A 15653-nucleotide genomic window follows, 5' to 3' on the forward strand; every position below is an offset into this window, starting at 1 on the left:
ACTGGAGCTTTAGTGGAAATTATAAATAATGCCTAGGCACGCGGTCCACGGCGGGTAGGGTCACTCATTGGAGCTGGGCCGTTGCCTTGGTCTTGAAGTCATCCGGTGTGACCGGTAAGTCCCCTGTGGGCGGTATTTCTCCGCGCTCGCGGAGGACCTGCCTTGTGAGTAACCAGAAGATCAAAGCGAGGCTGCCCCTGCCCTTGTTGTTGCATGGTATCATGAGGTCAATATAGCTCGGCTCGTTGTCCGTGTCCACAAGTCCTATGACGGGTATTCCGGCTTGAGCCGCCTCCGTTAGGGATTGAATATCTGTTTTCGGGTCCGTCACCACCAGAAGCTCCGCGTCCATGTAATTATCCAGGGATGGATTAGTGAACGAGCCCGGTATGAACCTGCCCGCCACTGCCTTGCATCCTATGAATTTACACGTCATCTCTATGGGCTTGAACCCATACGGCTTAGCCGAGTGAATCACTATCTTAGATGATTCGTATCTGGTAATCATTTTCGCCGCGGTTCTTATCCTCTCATCTATTTTCTTCAAGTTAAATATCCTGAGGCCATCTGGTCTAACTGAGAATATGAAGCCGCGCTTTATCAAGTAGTTATTGGATATCTTGGCGCCCAGCCTGACTCCGGCCGCCATGTACTTCTCTATGGGAACCAACAGCTCCTCTCCGCCGCTCTGTTCCTCCTTCTTATCGCTCATTACGCCATGAATAGGTGGACTGTATTTAAATTTTGCCGCTGTCAAATTGAATTTGAATCCCCGGCTCCTGGCATAAAATTAATAAACAGCTAGATTCTCCGAATCTCCATGGTAATGTTGGATGTGCTGTCCAACGCATTGATAACCATAAGGAACGCGGAGTTCAGGGGCTATAGCAAGGTAGTGGTGTGGCCCTCATCAAAGTTGGTGGGCAATGTATTGCGCATAATGCAGAAGTACGGCTATGTGGGGGAGGTGGAGTTCATAGATGATGGCCGCGGCGGCAAATACGTGGTTAACCTATTGGGGCGCATAAACTCCATAGGGCCGGTGAAGCCGCGGTTCTTCATTGATAGCAGGGACATACCGGCGTGGGAGGAGAAATACCTACCAGCCCGGCAGATAGGTCTTCTATTCCTATCTACGTCGCATGGAGTGCTCTCCCACGTGGACGCCAAGGAGCAGGGCCTCGGCGGTGTCCTCCTGGCTTACGTCTACTAATAGAAAGAAATTCCGCGTCGCTGTACTGCCCACTCCATCATTGATGTAATGATGTATGCCCCACCCATCTTGATTCCATTATTGATGGAGAATTAATCGCTTAAGCGATTTTAAAGCCGGAAGAGCCCCGGCCGGGATTTGAACCCGGGACCTCCTCATTTCTTGGAAAGGCCCCTTACCAGTGAGGCGCTCTGACCAGGCTGAGCTACCGGGGCCTTAGATCGCGCCAACCACCACCGCTTTTAAGGATTGCGAAGCCGCTGCCCGTGAATCTACACCCTCATATCCCTCACGTCTGGGAAATCGCTCTCGAAGAATTCCCAATTACCCCGAGCCCCCTCCTCCCTCCTCTTCCGCTCAATGCTCCTCAGCTCCACGCGCCGTATCTTTCCGCTGATGGTCTTGGGCAACTCATCCACGAACTCTATTATTCTGGGCCTCTTATAGGGCGCTATGTTCTTCTTAGAAAAAAGAAATATATCGCGGGCCAATTCCCTGCTGGGCGAGTAGCCTGGCCTCAATATTATGAATGCCTTGGGCAGCGATCCCTTCAGTGGATCCGGCGATGGAACGACGGCCGACTCAGCCACGGCTGGATGCTTCAATAACTCGCTCTCCACTTCGAACGGGCTTACCCTGTAATCGCTTGATTTGAACACGTCGTCGGCCCTCCCCACGAAGAAGAAGTAGCCATCTCCATCCATGAAGGCTACGTCGCCCGTCCAGTAAAGCCCTAGCCTGAAAACCTCCTCGTTTCTCTTATTATCGTCGTGGTAGCCCGTCATCACGCCGATGGGCCTGGGCTCCATTTTCACGGTTATGTGTCCATCCACTCCAGGCCTGGCCTGGGCTCCATCCTCATCAACCAGCACAATATCGTATCCAGGCGCTGGCTTGCCCATGCTGCCCGGCTTCACCATCATGCCGGGAAAGTTGCCTATTAAGAGCGTGGTCTCCGTTTGCCCGTATCCATCCCTGATCGTTATCCCCGCCCCCCTCCTTACCCTCTCTATGACCTCCGGGTTCAGGGGCTCTCCCGCGCTCGTGGCTCCTTTTAGGGATGAGAAGTCGTACTTGGATAGATCCTCTAGAAGCACCATCCTCCACACGGTAGGCGGGGCGCATATGGTGTTCACCTCGTACTCATCCACGGCCATCAATTGCCTCGCCGCGTTGAACTTTCCCTGCTCGTATACGAACGACGCTGCTTCAGCGTTCAGGGGCGCAAAGAACGTGGACCAAGCCCACTTAGCCCATCCGGGCGACGATATGTTGTAGTGAAGGTAGCCCGGCCTCGTTCCCGTCCAGTACATGGTTGTCAAATGCCCCACAGGATACGATGCATACGTGTGGCGAGCTATCTTGGGCTTAGCCGTGGTTCCTGACGTGAAGTAGAGGAGCAGCGGGTCGTGGATAGCATCAGTCGTGAAGTCCGGCCTATAGTTCTCCGGCTTCCCCTCATATACATCCCCTAGATCCAGCCATCCCCTTCTGGCCTCCGTGGATATGAATGCCTTGACCGTGGTCAATCTATCCCTTACGCTATCCACCCTATCGGCTACGGTGGAATCCGCTATTATGGCCTTTATGTTTGCCCTCTTGGTTCTATCCTCCACGTCGCTTGGCGTGAGGAGAGTGGTGGCGGGCGATATCGTACCCCCTATTTTCATAATGGCTAGAAACGAGATGAATAGCTCAGGTTTATTGCCCATCATAACCATGATCACGTCGCCACGCCCAAGCCCCAGCTCCCTTAATCCATTAGCCATGGAGTTGGACAGAGCCCTTAATTTACCGTAGGTGAATACCTTCTTATCCTTGGAGTCAAGCAATTCATCATTGATCCAGACAAGAGCGGGTCGTCCGGCATCCCTGGAGTCGAAGTAATCCAATGCCCAATTGAAATTGCGGACGCTGGGCCAGCGGAATTTTCTCCTGGCCTCCTCATAGTTTTCTTCTTTTAACAATATATCACGCGATTCTATAAATACTTCAAGTTCACTTCGCTCCATAATATTAAAACTAATTCATGCTTTTAAGCATTATCCTTCCCAATATTTGTCCAGTGGAGACCAGGGAGAGGCATTTAATTGCCCTCTCCGATGCGGTAAGCAATGGGCAGGTACTTATTCCTGGTGACCGCCGTCCCAAGCGGGCCCCCCGCGGAGGTACGGGGAAGGTTGATGAGCGAATTAAGGGCGGCCGGCCTTCGAGTAATCAATGTGAGGGTGGGCCGTCACCACTTGGAGATAGATGCGAGATCCGATGATGCTGGGACCGACGCCGCGCGGCTGAGGGCCGCGCTTGGCGGTGATGTGGAGGTGGTGAATTTGGACGGCGAGGAGGCAGTGACAGACCCGTTCCGCCGCTTTGTCGCGCTCTTCAACTCAGAGAGGTTCTGGGAGGCCCATGAAGTGCTGGAGCGAGTTTGGCGAATTGACAGGAATGAATTGATCCAGGGATTAATAGTGCTGGCGGCGGCCTTCGCCAAGCTGCAGGAGGGATCGGAGGTGGGCTTCCATAGATTGGCCAGAAGATCCATGGAGCTTCTATGGAGTGAGCAACGCATTGGATGCGTGGATTTAGGCGACGTCAAGTCCGGCATAGCCAATGCCATTAAATCGAGGAGTCCCTTTAAAATTGAATGTAAAAATTGATTTGTGTTTCCGGATTTAACGCCGGATTACGCCTTTATCGGGTCTGATTTGACGCCGTACTTTGCCTTCCACTGCTCGAATATCTGCTTCTCTTCCGGCGTCAGCTCCCTGTTGAACCTGTACCATTGCTTCGACTTCGCCTCCTCCGGGGCCTCGCTTGTCTTCCACATGCAGTTCACGGGGCACACCTTGATGCACTCGAAGGAGTCTGGGCATGCCTCCCATATTAGCCTCGCCTTACCATTCTCGTCCAGCTCCAAGGCATTGTAGGGACAGACGGACACGCATGCGCCGCAGCCGATGCAGATGTCCATATCTATTACTATCCTCTCGTATTTTGCCAGATCTTGACCGGTTGGTGCGGACATAGTTGGTCAAATGGGGAAGGGCTTCCCCGTTAATAACAATTTCCTCGTGTACTCCTCACTTGGATCTAACGTGCACAGTCCAAGAACCGCCTCCTTGATTGAATGCAGCTAAAGCTTGACGGGCCCGGTGGGATTTGAACCCACGGCCTACGGGTGTCTCCCGATTCGGTGGTTAAGAGCCTCGGCCTCCATGCCAGGACCGCCGCTCCACCATGCTGAGCTACGGGCCCTCGATGGGTTGGAGAGCCATGCCTTTTTAAGGTTTTCGAGCCCCCTCCTCCATCAATGCCTTCATCACCTCGGTCCCGATTGCCTTGGCTAATGGAACGGGCACGGCCTCCCCTACCTGATTGAATTGTTCATCCTTGCTTCCATGAAATACGTGGGAGTCGGGGAACCCCATCAGCCTCGCCTGCTCCCTCACAGTGAGCACGCGGTCCTCCAGGGGATGTATGAACCTCACGCTCCCCATCACGGTTGGCGCCACCTTATTGATGCTCAGCCTAACGAAGTTTGAGTGCAGGTGCTTTGCGCCCCTGAACTTATACAGGGAGGAGCCGCTCGGCACCCCGGGTATCCTCCTCATCTTGCTGCTGCTAACCGTGACGGTCTCATGATTAGGGAAGCCGGAGTCCGGGGGAGGCAATCCCTCCAGCGCCTCGCCGACGGTAATCATCCTGCCGTGCCTGGGAGGATTTATCCTTATATTGGAAATAAAGACTCGCCGCCTAACGCTGGGCGTCCCGAAGTCCTCAGCATGCAGCACGTTGAAGAAGACGGGGTACCCAATCCGCTCGAACTCCCTCCTCAACGCGCTCTCCAGTCCCCCCTCCATTATGGCCGCCACGTTCTCCATCACGAATACTACTGGCCGTAGCTCGCCTACCAACCGTATGAAGTTAAGGGTTAGCTGCCCCAGTTCATCAACGTAAAGCCTATCCAGGGGTTCCCTCATCCTGTTCGGGTTGGCCGTTGTGAACGCCTCGCATGGGGGTCCTCCAATAACTACATCCACGTCCCCCACGTACCTGGCCACGTCGCGGCCGGAGATCTCCCTTACATCTCGGGGCAGCGTGACGGCGTTTGGGAAGTTGGAGCTAAAGGTTCTGGCCGCGCTCCAATCCGCCTCCAGCCCCAGCAACACATCGAACCCCGCCTCCCTGAACCCCTCGCTGAACCCGCCGCCTCCGGCAAATAGATCCACTACCCGCGGCCTCACTCCTCGGTCACGCTGAAGTTGCCTTCATATAATACATCTATCAGCTCCTCGAAGAAGTTGCCCCGCGGCTTTAGGATGGTAACGTCGTTTCCCTCCATGAACGCGAAAGCCACGTTCCTCAGGCCGTAATCGCTTGCCACCCGCCTCCGGTAAAAATCCCCAGCCTCCGGCCTGTAGGGGGTCTCTATCACCACTAGCTTGGGCGTGCCCACATACGTCCGCAGCAACTTATTGAACACGGCAAGCCAGGGGCAGAGAAACATTATTCCCCTCCTATTCTCCGAGAACAGCATGTAAGTGGCGCCGCACCTAATCGATTTATTGAACGCGTACTCCCCATGAATGCCTATCCTGCCCCTCAGCTCTCGACTCATTGAGTCCTTAATTTTAATCAACTCCCGCCTCAACTCCATTGGGTCCAGGAGGGGATTCAAGACGGGCTCCTCCCCATCCCCCAGCCTAGCCACGTCCCCTATGAACTCTGCATCCAACGCCTTGAGGGGATCCACTCCGTATATCGCGGTCATGAATGCCCTATTGGGGCGCATGTTCCACGCCGCCACCTCCGCGAGCGCCATGTCCAGCGGGCTATCCACGTACTTCGCCAAAACATCGCTGGCCCTGAGGGGCTTTGGCGCGGTCGTCCGCATCAGGAATGGTATTAGGTACTCCGGTATGAATAATAAATTCTTGGAGGCGTGCATCAATACTCCCGCCCTCAATAGATCGGTCATGCTGCAGTCCCGCCTAGCCATTAATAACTGCATCCTTAGATTTACCTCACTAGCCTGGGCCTTCATGTAGTGCCACAACAAGCCCAGCGCGTCCTCCGGTACTCCCAAATCATCCAGTCTCCTCCTAACCAAGCCTTCAATTAATCCGTGCCTTCCCTCCAATTCCTTCAGCTTTATCGTCTTCTTCTCCTCGTCCAATGATAATTCCTTCCTGTACCTATCAAATAGCGTCTTATAGCCGTTACCGTACCTCAACGAATAATCCATCTCCAGGGCCTCCTCATCCGCCGCCTTCAATGCTTGATATTGGGCCTCCGCGTCCTCCGCGTCCTCATAACTCATTGAGCAATGCCAAACGAACCGGACTTAATAATGCTTTTCCTAATCCATAACTAACCTCTCCCAGCCCCTCGGAGTGGGCTTGCTCGCATTAAGTCAAGCAACGCCATGGACCTAGCGCTCGATGGCGTTCAGCTCCACGCGTCCTTCTCCTCCTTAACTCCGTTAAGGTAAAAATTTAATAAGAGATTTCGTGCCGTGTTTCGCATGCCGTTCAGCCACACCAAGGACGTCGGTCCAGCCGGTAGGTTTGGGGCTAGGTATGGAGTTGGCATAAGGCGCCGAGTTGTTCAGATAGAGGTTAAACAGAAGGGGAGGCATAGGTGCCCTAGGTGTAAGTCTGTCACCAGGATGAAGAGGATAGCCCTTGGCATATGGCAGTGTCCCAAGTGCGGCTTCACGTTTGCCGGAGGCGCGTGGGCTCCTCAAACCATCATGGGGAAGACGGTGGCTCCCGAGGAATTGAAGAACGTTGAGAACCTCAAGGCGCAGTGGAAGGTTAAGAATAAGAAGTGATGATGATCCTCATAACGACGTCGAGAAATCCATCCCAGCGAACTCGGCACTTCATCAATGAATTGATCAAGTGCATCCCCGGCTCGGCCAAGTTAAATAGGGGCAAGACCCCGCTTAGGCTATTGCTGGGGAGATCCGTTGATGACACTGTAATTCAGGTGGTAGAGCGAAGTGGGAACCCGGCGGCGATCAATGTATATAGGAGGGGGAAGCTCGAGATCGGCATGGAATTAAGAGGAGTTAAGCTTCTTCAAGACATGCACGTGGTAAGGCATCGCCCCGCCTCGTCCCTGGTGATGGTTGGCACAGCGTGGGTGGCGGATGCATTAAGCCAGGCCCTGGGGGTTCAATTATATCCATCCGTTGATCCAGGGGAGTTGCGAGGAGTAAGCGATGCAATTGCGGTAATGATGAGAACGGAGTATGGGTGGCGATTGGAGTTCTTGGATGGCTTAGACCTGGGTCCATGTGGACCGGCCATCAGCATATCCGGCGTCGAGGCGGTGACGCTATGAGGGCTATATTCACGGTGTGCGGCGATAACGCCGATTTGATGGCATCCGTTTTCCGGGCATTGGAGAAGGAGTTCAAGTCCGGGAAGGGATTAGTAGAGGCTAGGTTGATGCCGAACGGCTGCTTGGAGGTGATCGCGACGGCCAAAGATTTAACCGGTCTGAGAAGCTTGGTGAATGGGGTGGCCAAGAGCATTTACTTGATTGAGGCATCCATTTCTATAATCTCCAGCGGGGGAGGCGACTCGGGAGCCGGGAGGGATTGATTTGATCGCTCAGGCACGCGGTTTGGTACTTGGTGGGCAAATTTTTAAACCTTGAATGCCCGGCTCTACTATGTCGTCGTTGCCCCCATCAGTTAGGGCGGACTTGGAGAAGCTGCAGGAGTTGGACACGCAGCTGCAGCAGCTATTGTTGAAGAAACAACAATATGAAGCAGAGCTGAAAGATATAGACAGAGCCATAAGCGAGATAGAGAAGCTAACCCCTGATGCGAAGCTATACAAGGCGGTGGGCACGTTCTTGATATCGGTTAACAAGGACCAAGCGCTCCAAGACCTGAAGGATAGGAAGGAATTGCTGGACCTACACGTGAAGACCCTAGCTAAGCAGGAGCAAATGCTTAGGAAGCAGATGAGCGATATAGAGACCAGGGTTAATAGCTTAATGCAGGGTGGTTCCGTTGGGGCAGGAGCGGCCCCCGGCGGAGGCTGAGCTGTCCAGGATAATAGAGATAGCAAGCAAGGCCACTGCCGACTTCATAGTATCCAAGGTCCCCAGGGACTTCCTGGAGGGCTTTAATGTGAATATAGAGGTAATGGATCCACAATCCCTCCTGATCTCCGTTGATGTGGATGTAGAGGTCACGGATGGCGATGCCAAGTCCCTTGCAGATGAAGCGTCCCAGTACTGCCTAAACATCTTGGATAGCTTAATTAGCATGCACCTAAGGGGCCAATTAGATGGAAGAAGCGATAGCGAGATCATTGGATCTATTCAAGAAGAGTCAAGAGGCAGTGGTGGCAGTTCACCGAAACCCTGACTTAGATGCAGTCGCTTCATCCGTTATCCTGAATTCCTACCTAACCATTAACGGCAAGAGGACCTGCATGGCAGCGGAGGGCAAGCCCTCATCTGATGCGGCAGCTGCATTGAAGTCTGTGGGCCTCTCCGTAGATTACGGGAAGTGCGATGCCTCTAACTCCGTCTTGGTCATACTTGACACGGCATCGCAAGTCCAATTGGGCGAATCCGTGAGGGGGAGCCCCACTGCAACTATAATAATCGATCACCACGCGGTGAGGAACCTAAGCGGGGACGTGGAGTTGGTCGATCCATTATCTCCAAGCACGGTTGAGCTGGTGTTCGAGTTGACCAGCGCGGCCGGGTTCAGGCCTGACCAAAGGACTGCCCAACTAGGGCTGCTGGCGTTGGTGGGTGAAACGGGGAGGTTCCTGAGGGCTGGCGCGAGGACCCTCGAGACCGCCGCGGCCATGATAAGGCTTGGCGCCTCTTATGGAGATGCGTTGGCCATGCTGAGGAGGGAGGAGGATAGGTCTACCAGGATGGCGCTCCTCAAGGGGGTCTTGAGGATGAGGGCGTATAGGCATGGGGATGATGTGTATTGCGTGACTGAGGTGGATGCCTTTGAATCCCTCGTGGCTGGCAAGATGTTGGAGCTGGGGTGCACGGCGGCCTTCGTCGTGTCCGACCACGATGATGAGGTCAGAGTCATAGGGAGGAGCAGGGGAATGGATATAGCCTCCATGCTTCAAGTCATGGGCAAGGCAAGCGGCGGCGAGGGGGGCGGGCATAGGGAGGCGGCTGCATTGACGGTTAGGGGAGCGAGCGTTGAGCGGGTGATGGGTTTATTGGTGCGCTCCATAAAGTCCCGCGGCGCTTCCCCGATGAGGGGGTGAGCCGATGATGGGTAAGGCCTACGTTGTGGAGTATTACGATAATCTGGCCAACTCTTACCTGGAGCTTTACGGCTCTGAGTCTCTGAGTGGTTATCATAAGGCCGCTTACCTGGTTAGGCGGGGGTCCAGGGTGCTGGATCTTGGCTGCGGCATGGGGCTCGGCGCGGGTTACTTCCTTGGGAGTTCCCGCTACGTTGGAGTGGATGTTTCGTTGGGCATGTTGAGGCTCGCCAAGGCTTGGGACGCCGATTTGGTGTGTGGGGATGGGGAGATGCTGCCGCTCCGCGATTCCAGCTTCGATGTAGTGATCATGATAAACGTGGTGGATTCCGAGAGGGGGGATTCATTGATGCGGGAGGCGGCGCGGGTGGGATCGTTAGTGGTCGCGGTGTCGCCCAGGGAAAGCGATAATTTATTCCTGATGAGCAGGGGAGCCATCATCCCCGAATAGGTGCGTTGATGAATTCACCTAGCATTAACACCTATTTGAAAATAATGGAATCAAGTACATCGTGATTGATGAGTTTTATTTTGAGAATTTGTTTCTTTTGAATCGCATCACGCATCCATTCGCTGCCGCTGCGATGGCAGTGCCAGCGTCGGATCGCCGTATATGAGGTCCAGCGCCTCGGTTGGCGGCCGTCTCGCGTTCATTTTCTTTGCATCGGCCAGAGCCTCACCGCTGAGCAGGTACTTGGCCAGCCATATTTTTTCCTTAATCGCCTCGTTGATCTTGTTTTTCTTGTCGTTGGGAGATATTTTCCCTATATATGTCATTTGGGTCACCTCTTTATTACCTCGTTCGGGAAAAATAGAGAAAATACCGGCTTAAAAGCCGTTCGGTTTTAGGGTTAGACCCTCCAATTATAACTACCACGAGTTAAGTACTACTATATTAGAATATATAGAGATATCCATGGATATAAAAGAAAAGATAAAAAGAGCTCGGGCAGGGACGGCTAGTGCTGCTCAGGTCCCTGCTCTATATACCGGCAAACAAGCCCCGCTACATACAGAGCGCGCTCTCTATGACGGAGAAACCGGATGCGATTATATTGGACTTAGAGGATGGCGTGCCCAACGATCAGAAGGACGCCGCCAGGCAATCAATTCCCGAGGAAGTCGCCGCGTTGAGATCATCATATAGGGTGTTCATAAGAGTGAATTCGTATGGATCGCCGTGGTTCGAGGACGACTTGAAGGCGGCGGTGAATTGCGATGGGGTGCTGCTCCCCAAGGCCACTCCTGAGGGGGTGGCCGCCGTAATCGGAAGACTCGCCTCGCTGGGCGTTGTTCTTCCCGTGATTCCCCTCGTCGAGAGCGCGGCTGGCGTTGTTAACGCGCATTACATGGCCTCCATGAAGCAGGTGATGGCATTGGGATTTGGGGCCGGGGATTTGGCCGTGGATCTGGGCTTGACGTGGAGCAAGGATGGGCTTGAGTATGGCTACGCGCGGATGAAGATCCCCGTGGACGCGGCCGCCGCTGGGGTGATTGCTTTGGATGGGGTCTACATGGATCTAGATGATTTGGAGGGATTCGAGAGGGATTCAAGCATTAGCAGGAGGTTGGGGTTCAAGGGCCGCCAAGTGGTTCACCCCAATCAAGTGCCCATAGCCAATAGGGTGTATGCCCCCACCGAGTCCGAGATAGATTGGGCCAAGAAGGTTGTCCAAGAATATGAGAAGGCCGCATCAACGGGGATCGGGGCCATACGAGTCGACAATGAGTTGGTGGATTACATGCATTACAAAATGGCGAGGAGAATACTGGACACCTATGAGGAAATAAAGAAGCGAAAGCAGTGATGCCTCGCCGCTGGATAATCGATTAGGGCAGTGAAGGCTTAATTAGAAGCGATGAGGTTACGTGTAATTCAGTGCGGTGGGAATGACTTGGAATAATCCGGTAAGGTGGGTAATTACTCCATCTTTCCAGTAAAGTCAGGAGGGCGGTGAAGCAATCCTCTAAGAAACTCATCAAATGGGTACACGACATGTAGGGGAGGAAGGACGACCCCACCTCTCGGCCCAACCCTAAACGATTTGAGGGGTAATGGAAATAATGATCCCCTCCTGGCGATTGAGTAAGAGGGGATTCGACCAACCTCCTCACCGCCTTGAGGGGCTGGGGTTCCCGGGGTCTTGGGGTTTACTCTCCTTTAGGGCTACTCGTTGCTTCATCGCGGCGGTCGGCATTGTGGGGGTACACCCCCGCTCCCAAGAATCAACCAACCGCCGAAACAATTACACACTTAACAAAAACATAACCCCACCTTAAAAGGCAAGGCTTATCCTCTCTATCACAGCCTTAAGTAGATCCAACCCTCTGCCTGCCTTCTAACTATTTCGCCAACTCCTGCCTTCACTATGGAGACTCCAGCGATCAATTCTTCCTCCCCCATGTTCCTGGTCCTCATCGAGTTCTTGCAAGCCACGATCCTGGCTCCCCTACTCATTAGGTCCATCACGCTTCCCTCTCTAGGAGTTCCCCTCCTTACTGCCTCTATGGCTGATTGGTGGAATACCACCTCTACCTCAGCATCCGGCATGTCGTCCAACAAGTTCCGGCACGAAACCAATGCCCCGTCCACTTTATCTAGATCGGATACTTGAATTATTACCCTATGAACCATGTTTTCCTTACGCATTTATGGTAAATAAGGATTTGGTTCTCCCATTGGCGGCGCTGGCTCTGGGCAAAGCAATATTAAATCTCCGTTAATTGCTCATTTCATGGTGATTGACGTAACTCTTGCTGGCGTTAATGTGTTGGAGGATGTAGTCGGCGACTTATCTGGGGTTAAAATAACCATGGCCGGCAATCAATGGTTTGCAGCTAGGGATGTGTTGAGCATTTTGAACTCAAGCGGAATTAAGGCGGTTATTGAGACAATACCGCCCGGTTTAGCCAGGAGGAGGGCGCTGGGGGAAGCCATGAGAATTGGAGGACTAGTGATGGATTACAGACCCGAGATAGCGTCGCTTCCTCCGTCAATGCTAAACGGCATTGAAGTCGCCGATTCGTTTGAATACGTGGAAAACGATGTTGTGATCGCCTACGTGGGCAAGCCCGTGCTAACGTGGTGTGACCTACGAGATCGACGAGTGGCAATTCCGAACCCGATGACGGAGGGCATTGGGGCTATGTTCGCCAAGGCCTTCCAGGATAATTGCGGCGGCTACGATGAATTAATCGCCGGGGGTGCCTTCTTAACCAAAATACACCACAGGGAAATACCGGCCTTGATCAATGCGGGCATGATAGATGCAGGCATAGTTTGGAGGACGGAGGCTATTTACTGGCGCCTGGATTACTCGGCGCCGCAGCCTAGGTTAGTGGGTAGACTAGCCATGGCATTAATGCCGTGGGCCAGCAGCGATGCTCGGCGGGCATATAACATGCTCAAGTCAAATAGGGTGAGGGAAATATACGAGAAACATGGATTTAGGTGGGTGGGCCCCACGACTTGAGATCGCAGTCTCCATAATATATGGAAGGCGAGTCATGATGGTTCATTTGCTTCATTGCTGGGAATTGTAGGATCGGCTTGATCATATATACATGGTTACGCCTCCATATACCTCCTCCAAGAAGGCGTTTGCGTCCTTTATGTCGTCCACTATGTCTAGCAAGTCCTCCTTCTTCACGCCATACGTGGCTGCTGCCAGCGGGCAAGCATATATGTGAAGCTTGTCCCCGAACGTGTTTTTTAGGTCTGCCAAGGCCTCTGGCCAGTTCTGGAACTTGCCTTGCTTTATCATTTCTTTGACGTTGCCCAGGAACGCACTCAAGTACTTCTCGTATTCCTTAAGCACGATTGAATAATCCTTAATATCATCGCTCCACAACTTGTTTGCCGTGTCCTTCCTAAACGCCACCAGCCCCTCGTTGACTAAGTGAATGGTTACCCGCCACCCCATTGATAGCGCCGCGGCCGTGTAAACCACGACGCAGCACACCCTGTTGGCGGCCCCAGACGCGAACACTATCCCGAGCTTTTTCTCCTCCATATGACCGGTACGGCACTCATGGCTAAAATACTTTTAATTGAATGCAGAAAATACGATAGTGTGCATAAAATGCTATACTGCTGCCGCCGCCATTGCCACAGCAAAGCTTATGAAGTAGCTCACGTCGGCCCCTCCCATAATTGATGATATGGGACCCGTGAAGGGGATTAATCCCCCCGTCGCCGCGCTGAGGTTCATGAATGGAATCGACACTGCAAGTCCGATCGCGTATGCAGCTATGGATTTAAAGTTGAATTTGACCGGCTCCTCCACGTTTTGCTTAGTCACCCTCCGCTTGATGTAGTAGGACCCAATGACTACGCCTATCCATGGAGTTATCCAGTAATCCAGCATCAATAGGAATCCCTCGAAGTAACCCTCGAAATTCAACCCTCCTACCACCGCCAGCGCGATTCCGGCCGTTACTGCCAATATAGTGGCGGATTGCCTCTTCATGCGTGGATACAAAACCATGGCCGACAGCGAGTTGGTGTATAAGTTAAGCACGTTGGCCGCCAGCGCGCCTAGGAAGAGGGCGATAATTGCCAGTGCGGAGAATGCACCGCCGAACCTCCCCATTAATTGAGCCAAGACGGCTGGAGAGCCAGTGGAGTTCCCCGTCGCCGCGCTGGCTAGGAAGCCCACCGCCTCGCTCCATGCGCTAGCCAACGCCCCGCCAGCCATGGCTCCCACGACTATCTTAGCCTTTCCTGTGTTCTCCGGCAGGTACCTGCTATAATCGCTGGCATATGGTCCCCACGACATTATGTAGCTGAACACCGTGGCCAGTCCCACGGCCACCAGCTCCGGGTTAACGCTTCCCCCAGCGGCGACTGGCCGCGCTGTGATTATGGCCACCGCGGCAGCCACGGCAAACAAAGCCCCCAGCGCCACCGATAGCCACTTCTCCATTTTATGTATGGCATCGTATCCGTATAATGCTATAATAAATTGAATTGCAACCGAGGCCACCGTTGAGAGGGAAAGCGGAATGCGCGGCAGCATGAATGATATTAAGTAACCCCCTATTATGGCGTTCACGGAGAACCAACCTATGGTGGATACCCAATTGGCCGCCGCGAAGACGGCGTTCCCCCGCCCTCCGAATACTCCCCTCGAAATCATCATTTGAGGATAACCGAACTCAGGCCCCATTGCTGCCAACAACCCAACGAGGAGGCCGCCCGCTATATTTCCAATCACCATTATGGAGACTAGGACTTGTATGGGCAGGCCAAGCGAGTATAGTATTGCGCCCAGGCCATAATCGGCCACGGTTAAATTGCTGGCTAACCATAGAGTGAATTGATTTATGGGATTTCCATGTCTCTCAGAGGATGGCACGTGCTCGATGCCCAGCCTCTCCATGAATAGCCCCCCACCCGCGACTCCTAGATTCGCTGGCAGCGGCAAAAACCATCATGAGGCGAACCAAGAAGGAAAGCGGTTTTAGAGCGGGCAGAGCCGAAAACTGCATTTCTCGTGTACTGCAACTATTTAAACTGAAACGGTTTTTCGCGAATATGTACAAGATAAGGGACATCGCGTGGACGGATCTCTTAGATGTAATAGAGACGTATTATTCATTCTATGATGAGGTGAATGATAACCGGGACCTCGGTTTAATACTTTACTCCAGCAAGCCCTCGTTCGAGGATGAGGTGAAGTGGTTCTCTGACAGGATAATCGATGTACGTGCCGGCCGCGTGGTCATGAAGGTCGCCGAAGTCGACGGCAGGGTAGTGGGTTGGTGCGACATAGTGCCCCTCAGGATTAACTCCGAGGTTCAACACGTGGGAGTGCTCGGCATATTGGTTAGGAGGGGGTATAGGGGGAAGGGGTTGGGCTCCTCGCTCTTGAGAAGCGCGTTGGAGGAGGGCAGATCGAAGTTCAGCAAGGTTAGATTGGAAGTGTTCTCAGTGAATGAAGTTGCGATTCGCCTGTATGAGAGGGCCGGCTTCAATCGCATCGGGGTGTTCCCCCGGGAGGTGCGGAGAGGGAGTGCCTTCTTTGATGTAATAGTTATGGAGTATTATTACTAATTTTACATGGAAAAGAGAGATTTGGTTTCCTCCACCGGGGCTCGGGCCCCGGGGAGGTCGATTTTTACCGCCCTTGGGTTTACCCCCGCACTGGGCGGTGCCCAAATCTTTACTCCAGTAT

21 protein-coding genes and 2 tRNA genes are annotated in these 15653 nt (G+C 53.3%); 12 read left to right on the forward strand and 11 right to left on the reverse strand.

Annotated features, from left to right (window positions below):
- Nucleotides 1-64: 64 nt before the first annotated feature.
- Nucleotides 65-712, reverse strand: a complete 648-nt coding sequence (gene rpsB, locus ACZ5ZS_RS08230; RefSeq protein ID WP_188595593.1) for a 30S ribosomal protein S2 — start codon at nt 710-712, stop codon at nt 65-67.
- A 108-nt stretch (nt 713-820) separates the two neighbouring features.
- Here rpsB and ACZ5ZS_RS08235 point away from each other — a divergent pair, with 108 nt between their 5' ends.
- Nucleotides 821-1213, forward strand: a complete 393-nt coding sequence (locus tag ACZ5ZS_RS08235) for a 30S ribosomal protein S8 (RefSeq protein WP_188595594.1) — start codon at nt 821-823, stop codon at nt 1211-1213.
- Nucleotides 1214-1336: 123 nt separating this feature from the next.
- Here the strand turns inward: ACZ5ZS_RS08235 and ACZ5ZS_RS08240 are convergent.
- Nucleotides 1337-1428, reverse strand: a tRNA-Thr gene (locus tag ACZ5ZS_RS08240).
- A gap of 57 nt (nt 1429-1485) precedes the next feature.
- Nucleotides 1486-3225 (reverse strand): acyl-CoA synthetase, encoded by a 1740-nt coding sequence (locus ACZ5ZS_RS08245; protein WP_188595595.1) that lies wholly within the window; start codon nt 3223-3225, stop codon nt 1486-1488.
- A 102-nt stretch (nt 3226-3327) separates the two neighbouring features.
- Between ACZ5ZS_RS08245 and ACZ5ZS_RS08250 the strand changes: the two genes are divergently transcribed.
- Nucleotides 3328-3870, forward strand: coding sequence for a DUF309 domain-containing protein (locus tag ACZ5ZS_RS08250; RefSeq protein WP_188595596.1), 543 nt, complete (start codon nt 3328-3330; stop codon nt 3868-3870).
- Nucleotides 3871-3896: 26 nt separating this feature from the next.
- Here ACZ5ZS_RS08250 and ACZ5ZS_RS08255 read toward each other — a convergent pair whose 3' ends face one another.
- From ACZ5ZS_RS08255 to ACZ5ZS_RS08270, 4 genes are all read right to left on the reverse strand, one after another.
- Complete coding sequence (locus ACZ5ZS_RS08255) at nt 3897-4238, reverse strand: 4Fe-4S dicluster domain-containing protein (protein WP_188595597.1); 342 nt, start codon at nt 4236-4238, stop codon at nt 3897-3899.
- A 119-nt stretch (nt 4239-4357) separates the two neighbouring features.
- A tRNA-Lys gene (locus ACZ5ZS_RS08260) sits at nt 4358-4468 on the reverse strand.
- 26 nt (nt 4469-4494) lie between these two features.
- Complete coding sequence (locus tag ACZ5ZS_RS08265; RefSeq protein ID WP_188595598.1) at nt 4495-5457, reverse strand: DNA cytosine methyltransferase; 963 nt, start codon at nt 5455-5457, stop codon at nt 4495-4497.
- Nucleotides 5454-6533, reverse strand: coding sequence for a hypothetical protein (locus tag ACZ5ZS_RS08270; protein WP_188595599.1), 1080 nt, complete (start codon nt 6531-6533; stop codon nt 5454-5456). The genes ACZ5ZS_RS08265 and ACZ5ZS_RS08270 overlap by 4 nt, the downstream gene beginning before the upstream one ends.
- A gap of 204 nt (nt 6534-6737) precedes the next feature.
- On the opposite strand from ACZ5ZS_RS08270, the gene ACZ5ZS_RS08275 reads away from it, so the two are divergent.
- The 7 genes from ACZ5ZS_RS08275 to ACZ5ZS_RS08305 all read left to right on the forward strand — a co-directional run bounded on the left by ACZ5ZS_RS08275 (nt 6738) and on the right by ACZ5ZS_RS08305 (nt 9928).
- Nucleotides 6738-7046, forward strand: a complete 309-nt coding sequence (locus ACZ5ZS_RS08275; RefSeq protein ID WP_188595600.1) for a 50S ribosomal protein L37ae — start codon at nt 6738-6740, stop codon at nt 7044-7046.
- Nucleotides 7043-7561, forward strand: a complete 519-nt coding sequence (locus ACZ5ZS_RS08280; RefSeq protein ID WP_188595601.1) for a Brix domain-containing protein — start codon at nt 7043-7045, stop codon at nt 7559-7561. The genes ACZ5ZS_RS08275 and ACZ5ZS_RS08280 overlap by 4 nt, the downstream gene beginning before the upstream one ends.
- Nucleotides 7558-7824 (forward strand): hypothetical protein, encoded by a 267-nt coding sequence (locus ACZ5ZS_RS08285; protein WP_188595602.1) that lies wholly within the window; start codon nt 7558-7560, stop codon nt 7822-7824. The genes ACZ5ZS_RS08280 and ACZ5ZS_RS08285 overlap by 4 nt, the downstream gene beginning before the upstream one ends.
- Before the next feature lie 70 nt (nt 7825-7894).
- Nucleotides 7895-8272 (forward strand): prefoldin subunit beta, encoded by a 378-nt coding sequence (locus ACZ5ZS_RS08290; protein ID WP_188595603.1) that lies wholly within the window; start codon nt 7895-7897, stop codon nt 8270-8272.
- Nucleotides 8241-8600 carry a DUF3194 domain-containing protein gene (locus ACZ5ZS_RS08295; RefSeq protein WP_188595604.1) on the forward strand — a complete coding sequence of 120 codons (360 nt, stop codon included), beginning with the start codon at nt 8241-8243 and terminating at the stop codon, nt 8598-8600. Before ACZ5ZS_RS08290 ends, ACZ5ZS_RS08295 begins: the two co-directional genes overlap by 32 nt.
- Complete coding sequence (locus ACZ5ZS_RS08300) at nt 8521-9477, forward strand: DHH family phosphoesterase (RefSeq protein WP_188595605.1); 957 nt, start codon at nt 8521-8523, stop codon at nt 9475-9477. Before ACZ5ZS_RS08295 ends, ACZ5ZS_RS08300 begins: the two co-directional genes overlap by 80 nt.
- Nucleotides 9478-9481: 4 nt before the next feature.
- Nucleotides 9482-9928: a class I SAM-dependent methyltransferase gene (locus ACZ5ZS_RS08305; protein WP_188595606.1), complete on the forward strand. Its 447-nt coding sequence runs from the start codon at nt 9482-9484 to the stop codon at nt 9926-9928.
- A gap of 107 nt (nt 9929-10035) precedes the next feature.
- On the opposite strand, the gene ACZ5ZS_RS08310 is transcribed toward ACZ5ZS_RS08305, so the two are convergent.
- A complete protein-coding gene (locus ACZ5ZS_RS08310; protein WP_162508800.1) occupies nt 10036-10254 on the reverse strand; it encodes a hypothetical protein in 219 nt (72 codons plus the stop codon).
- Nucleotides 10255-10439: 185 nt separating this feature from the next.
- On the opposite strand from ACZ5ZS_RS08310, the gene ACZ5ZS_RS08315 reads away from it, so the two are divergent.
- Nucleotides 10440-11285, forward strand: coding sequence for an HpcH/HpaI aldolase/citrate lyase family protein (locus tag ACZ5ZS_RS08315; RefSeq protein ID WP_188595607.1), 846 nt, complete (start codon nt 10440-10442; stop codon nt 11283-11285).
- A gap of 494 nt (nt 11286-11779) precedes the next feature.
- Here ACZ5ZS_RS08315 and ACZ5ZS_RS08320 read toward each other — a convergent pair whose 3' ends face one another.
- The gene (locus tag ACZ5ZS_RS08320) at nt 11780-12112 is read right to left on the reverse strand and encodes a DsrE family protein (protein ID WP_188595608.1); all 333 of its coding nucleotides are present in this window, start codon (nt 12110-12112) and stop codon (nt 11780-11782) included.
- A gap of 100 nt (nt 12113-12212) precedes the next feature.
- On the opposite strand from ACZ5ZS_RS08320, the gene ACZ5ZS_RS08325 reads away from it, so the two are divergent.
- Entirely contained in the window at nt 12213-12950 is a 738-nt protein-coding gene (locus tag ACZ5ZS_RS08325) for a molybdate ABC transporter substrate-binding protein (protein WP_188595609.1), read from the forward strand.
- Between the two features lie 81 nt (nt 12951-13031).
- On the opposite strand, the gene ACZ5ZS_RS08330 is transcribed toward ACZ5ZS_RS08325, so the two are convergent.
- Nucleotides 13032-13490 carry a DsrE/DsrF/DrsH-like family protein gene (locus ACZ5ZS_RS08330; RefSeq protein WP_188595610.1) on the reverse strand — a complete coding sequence of 153 codons (459 nt, stop codon included), beginning with the start codon at nt 13488-13490 and terminating at the stop codon, nt 13032-13034.
- Between the two features lie 72 nt (nt 13491-13562).
- Nucleotides 13563-14858 (reverse strand): purine-cytosine permease family protein, encoded by a 1296-nt coding sequence (locus ACZ5ZS_RS08335; RefSeq protein ID WP_188595611.1) that lies wholly within the window; start codon nt 14856-14858, stop codon nt 13563-13565.
- Between the two features lie 155 nt (nt 14859-15013).
- Between ACZ5ZS_RS08335 and ACZ5ZS_RS08340 the strand changes: the two genes are divergently transcribed.
- Complete coding sequence (locus ACZ5ZS_RS08340) at nt 15014-15532, forward strand: GNAT family N-acetyltransferase (RefSeq protein WP_188595612.1); 519 nt, start codon at nt 15014-15016, stop codon at nt 15530-15532.
- The last annotated feature ends 121 nt before the right edge of the window (nt 15533-15653 follow it).

Source organism: Thermocladium modestius (assembly GCF_055398215.1).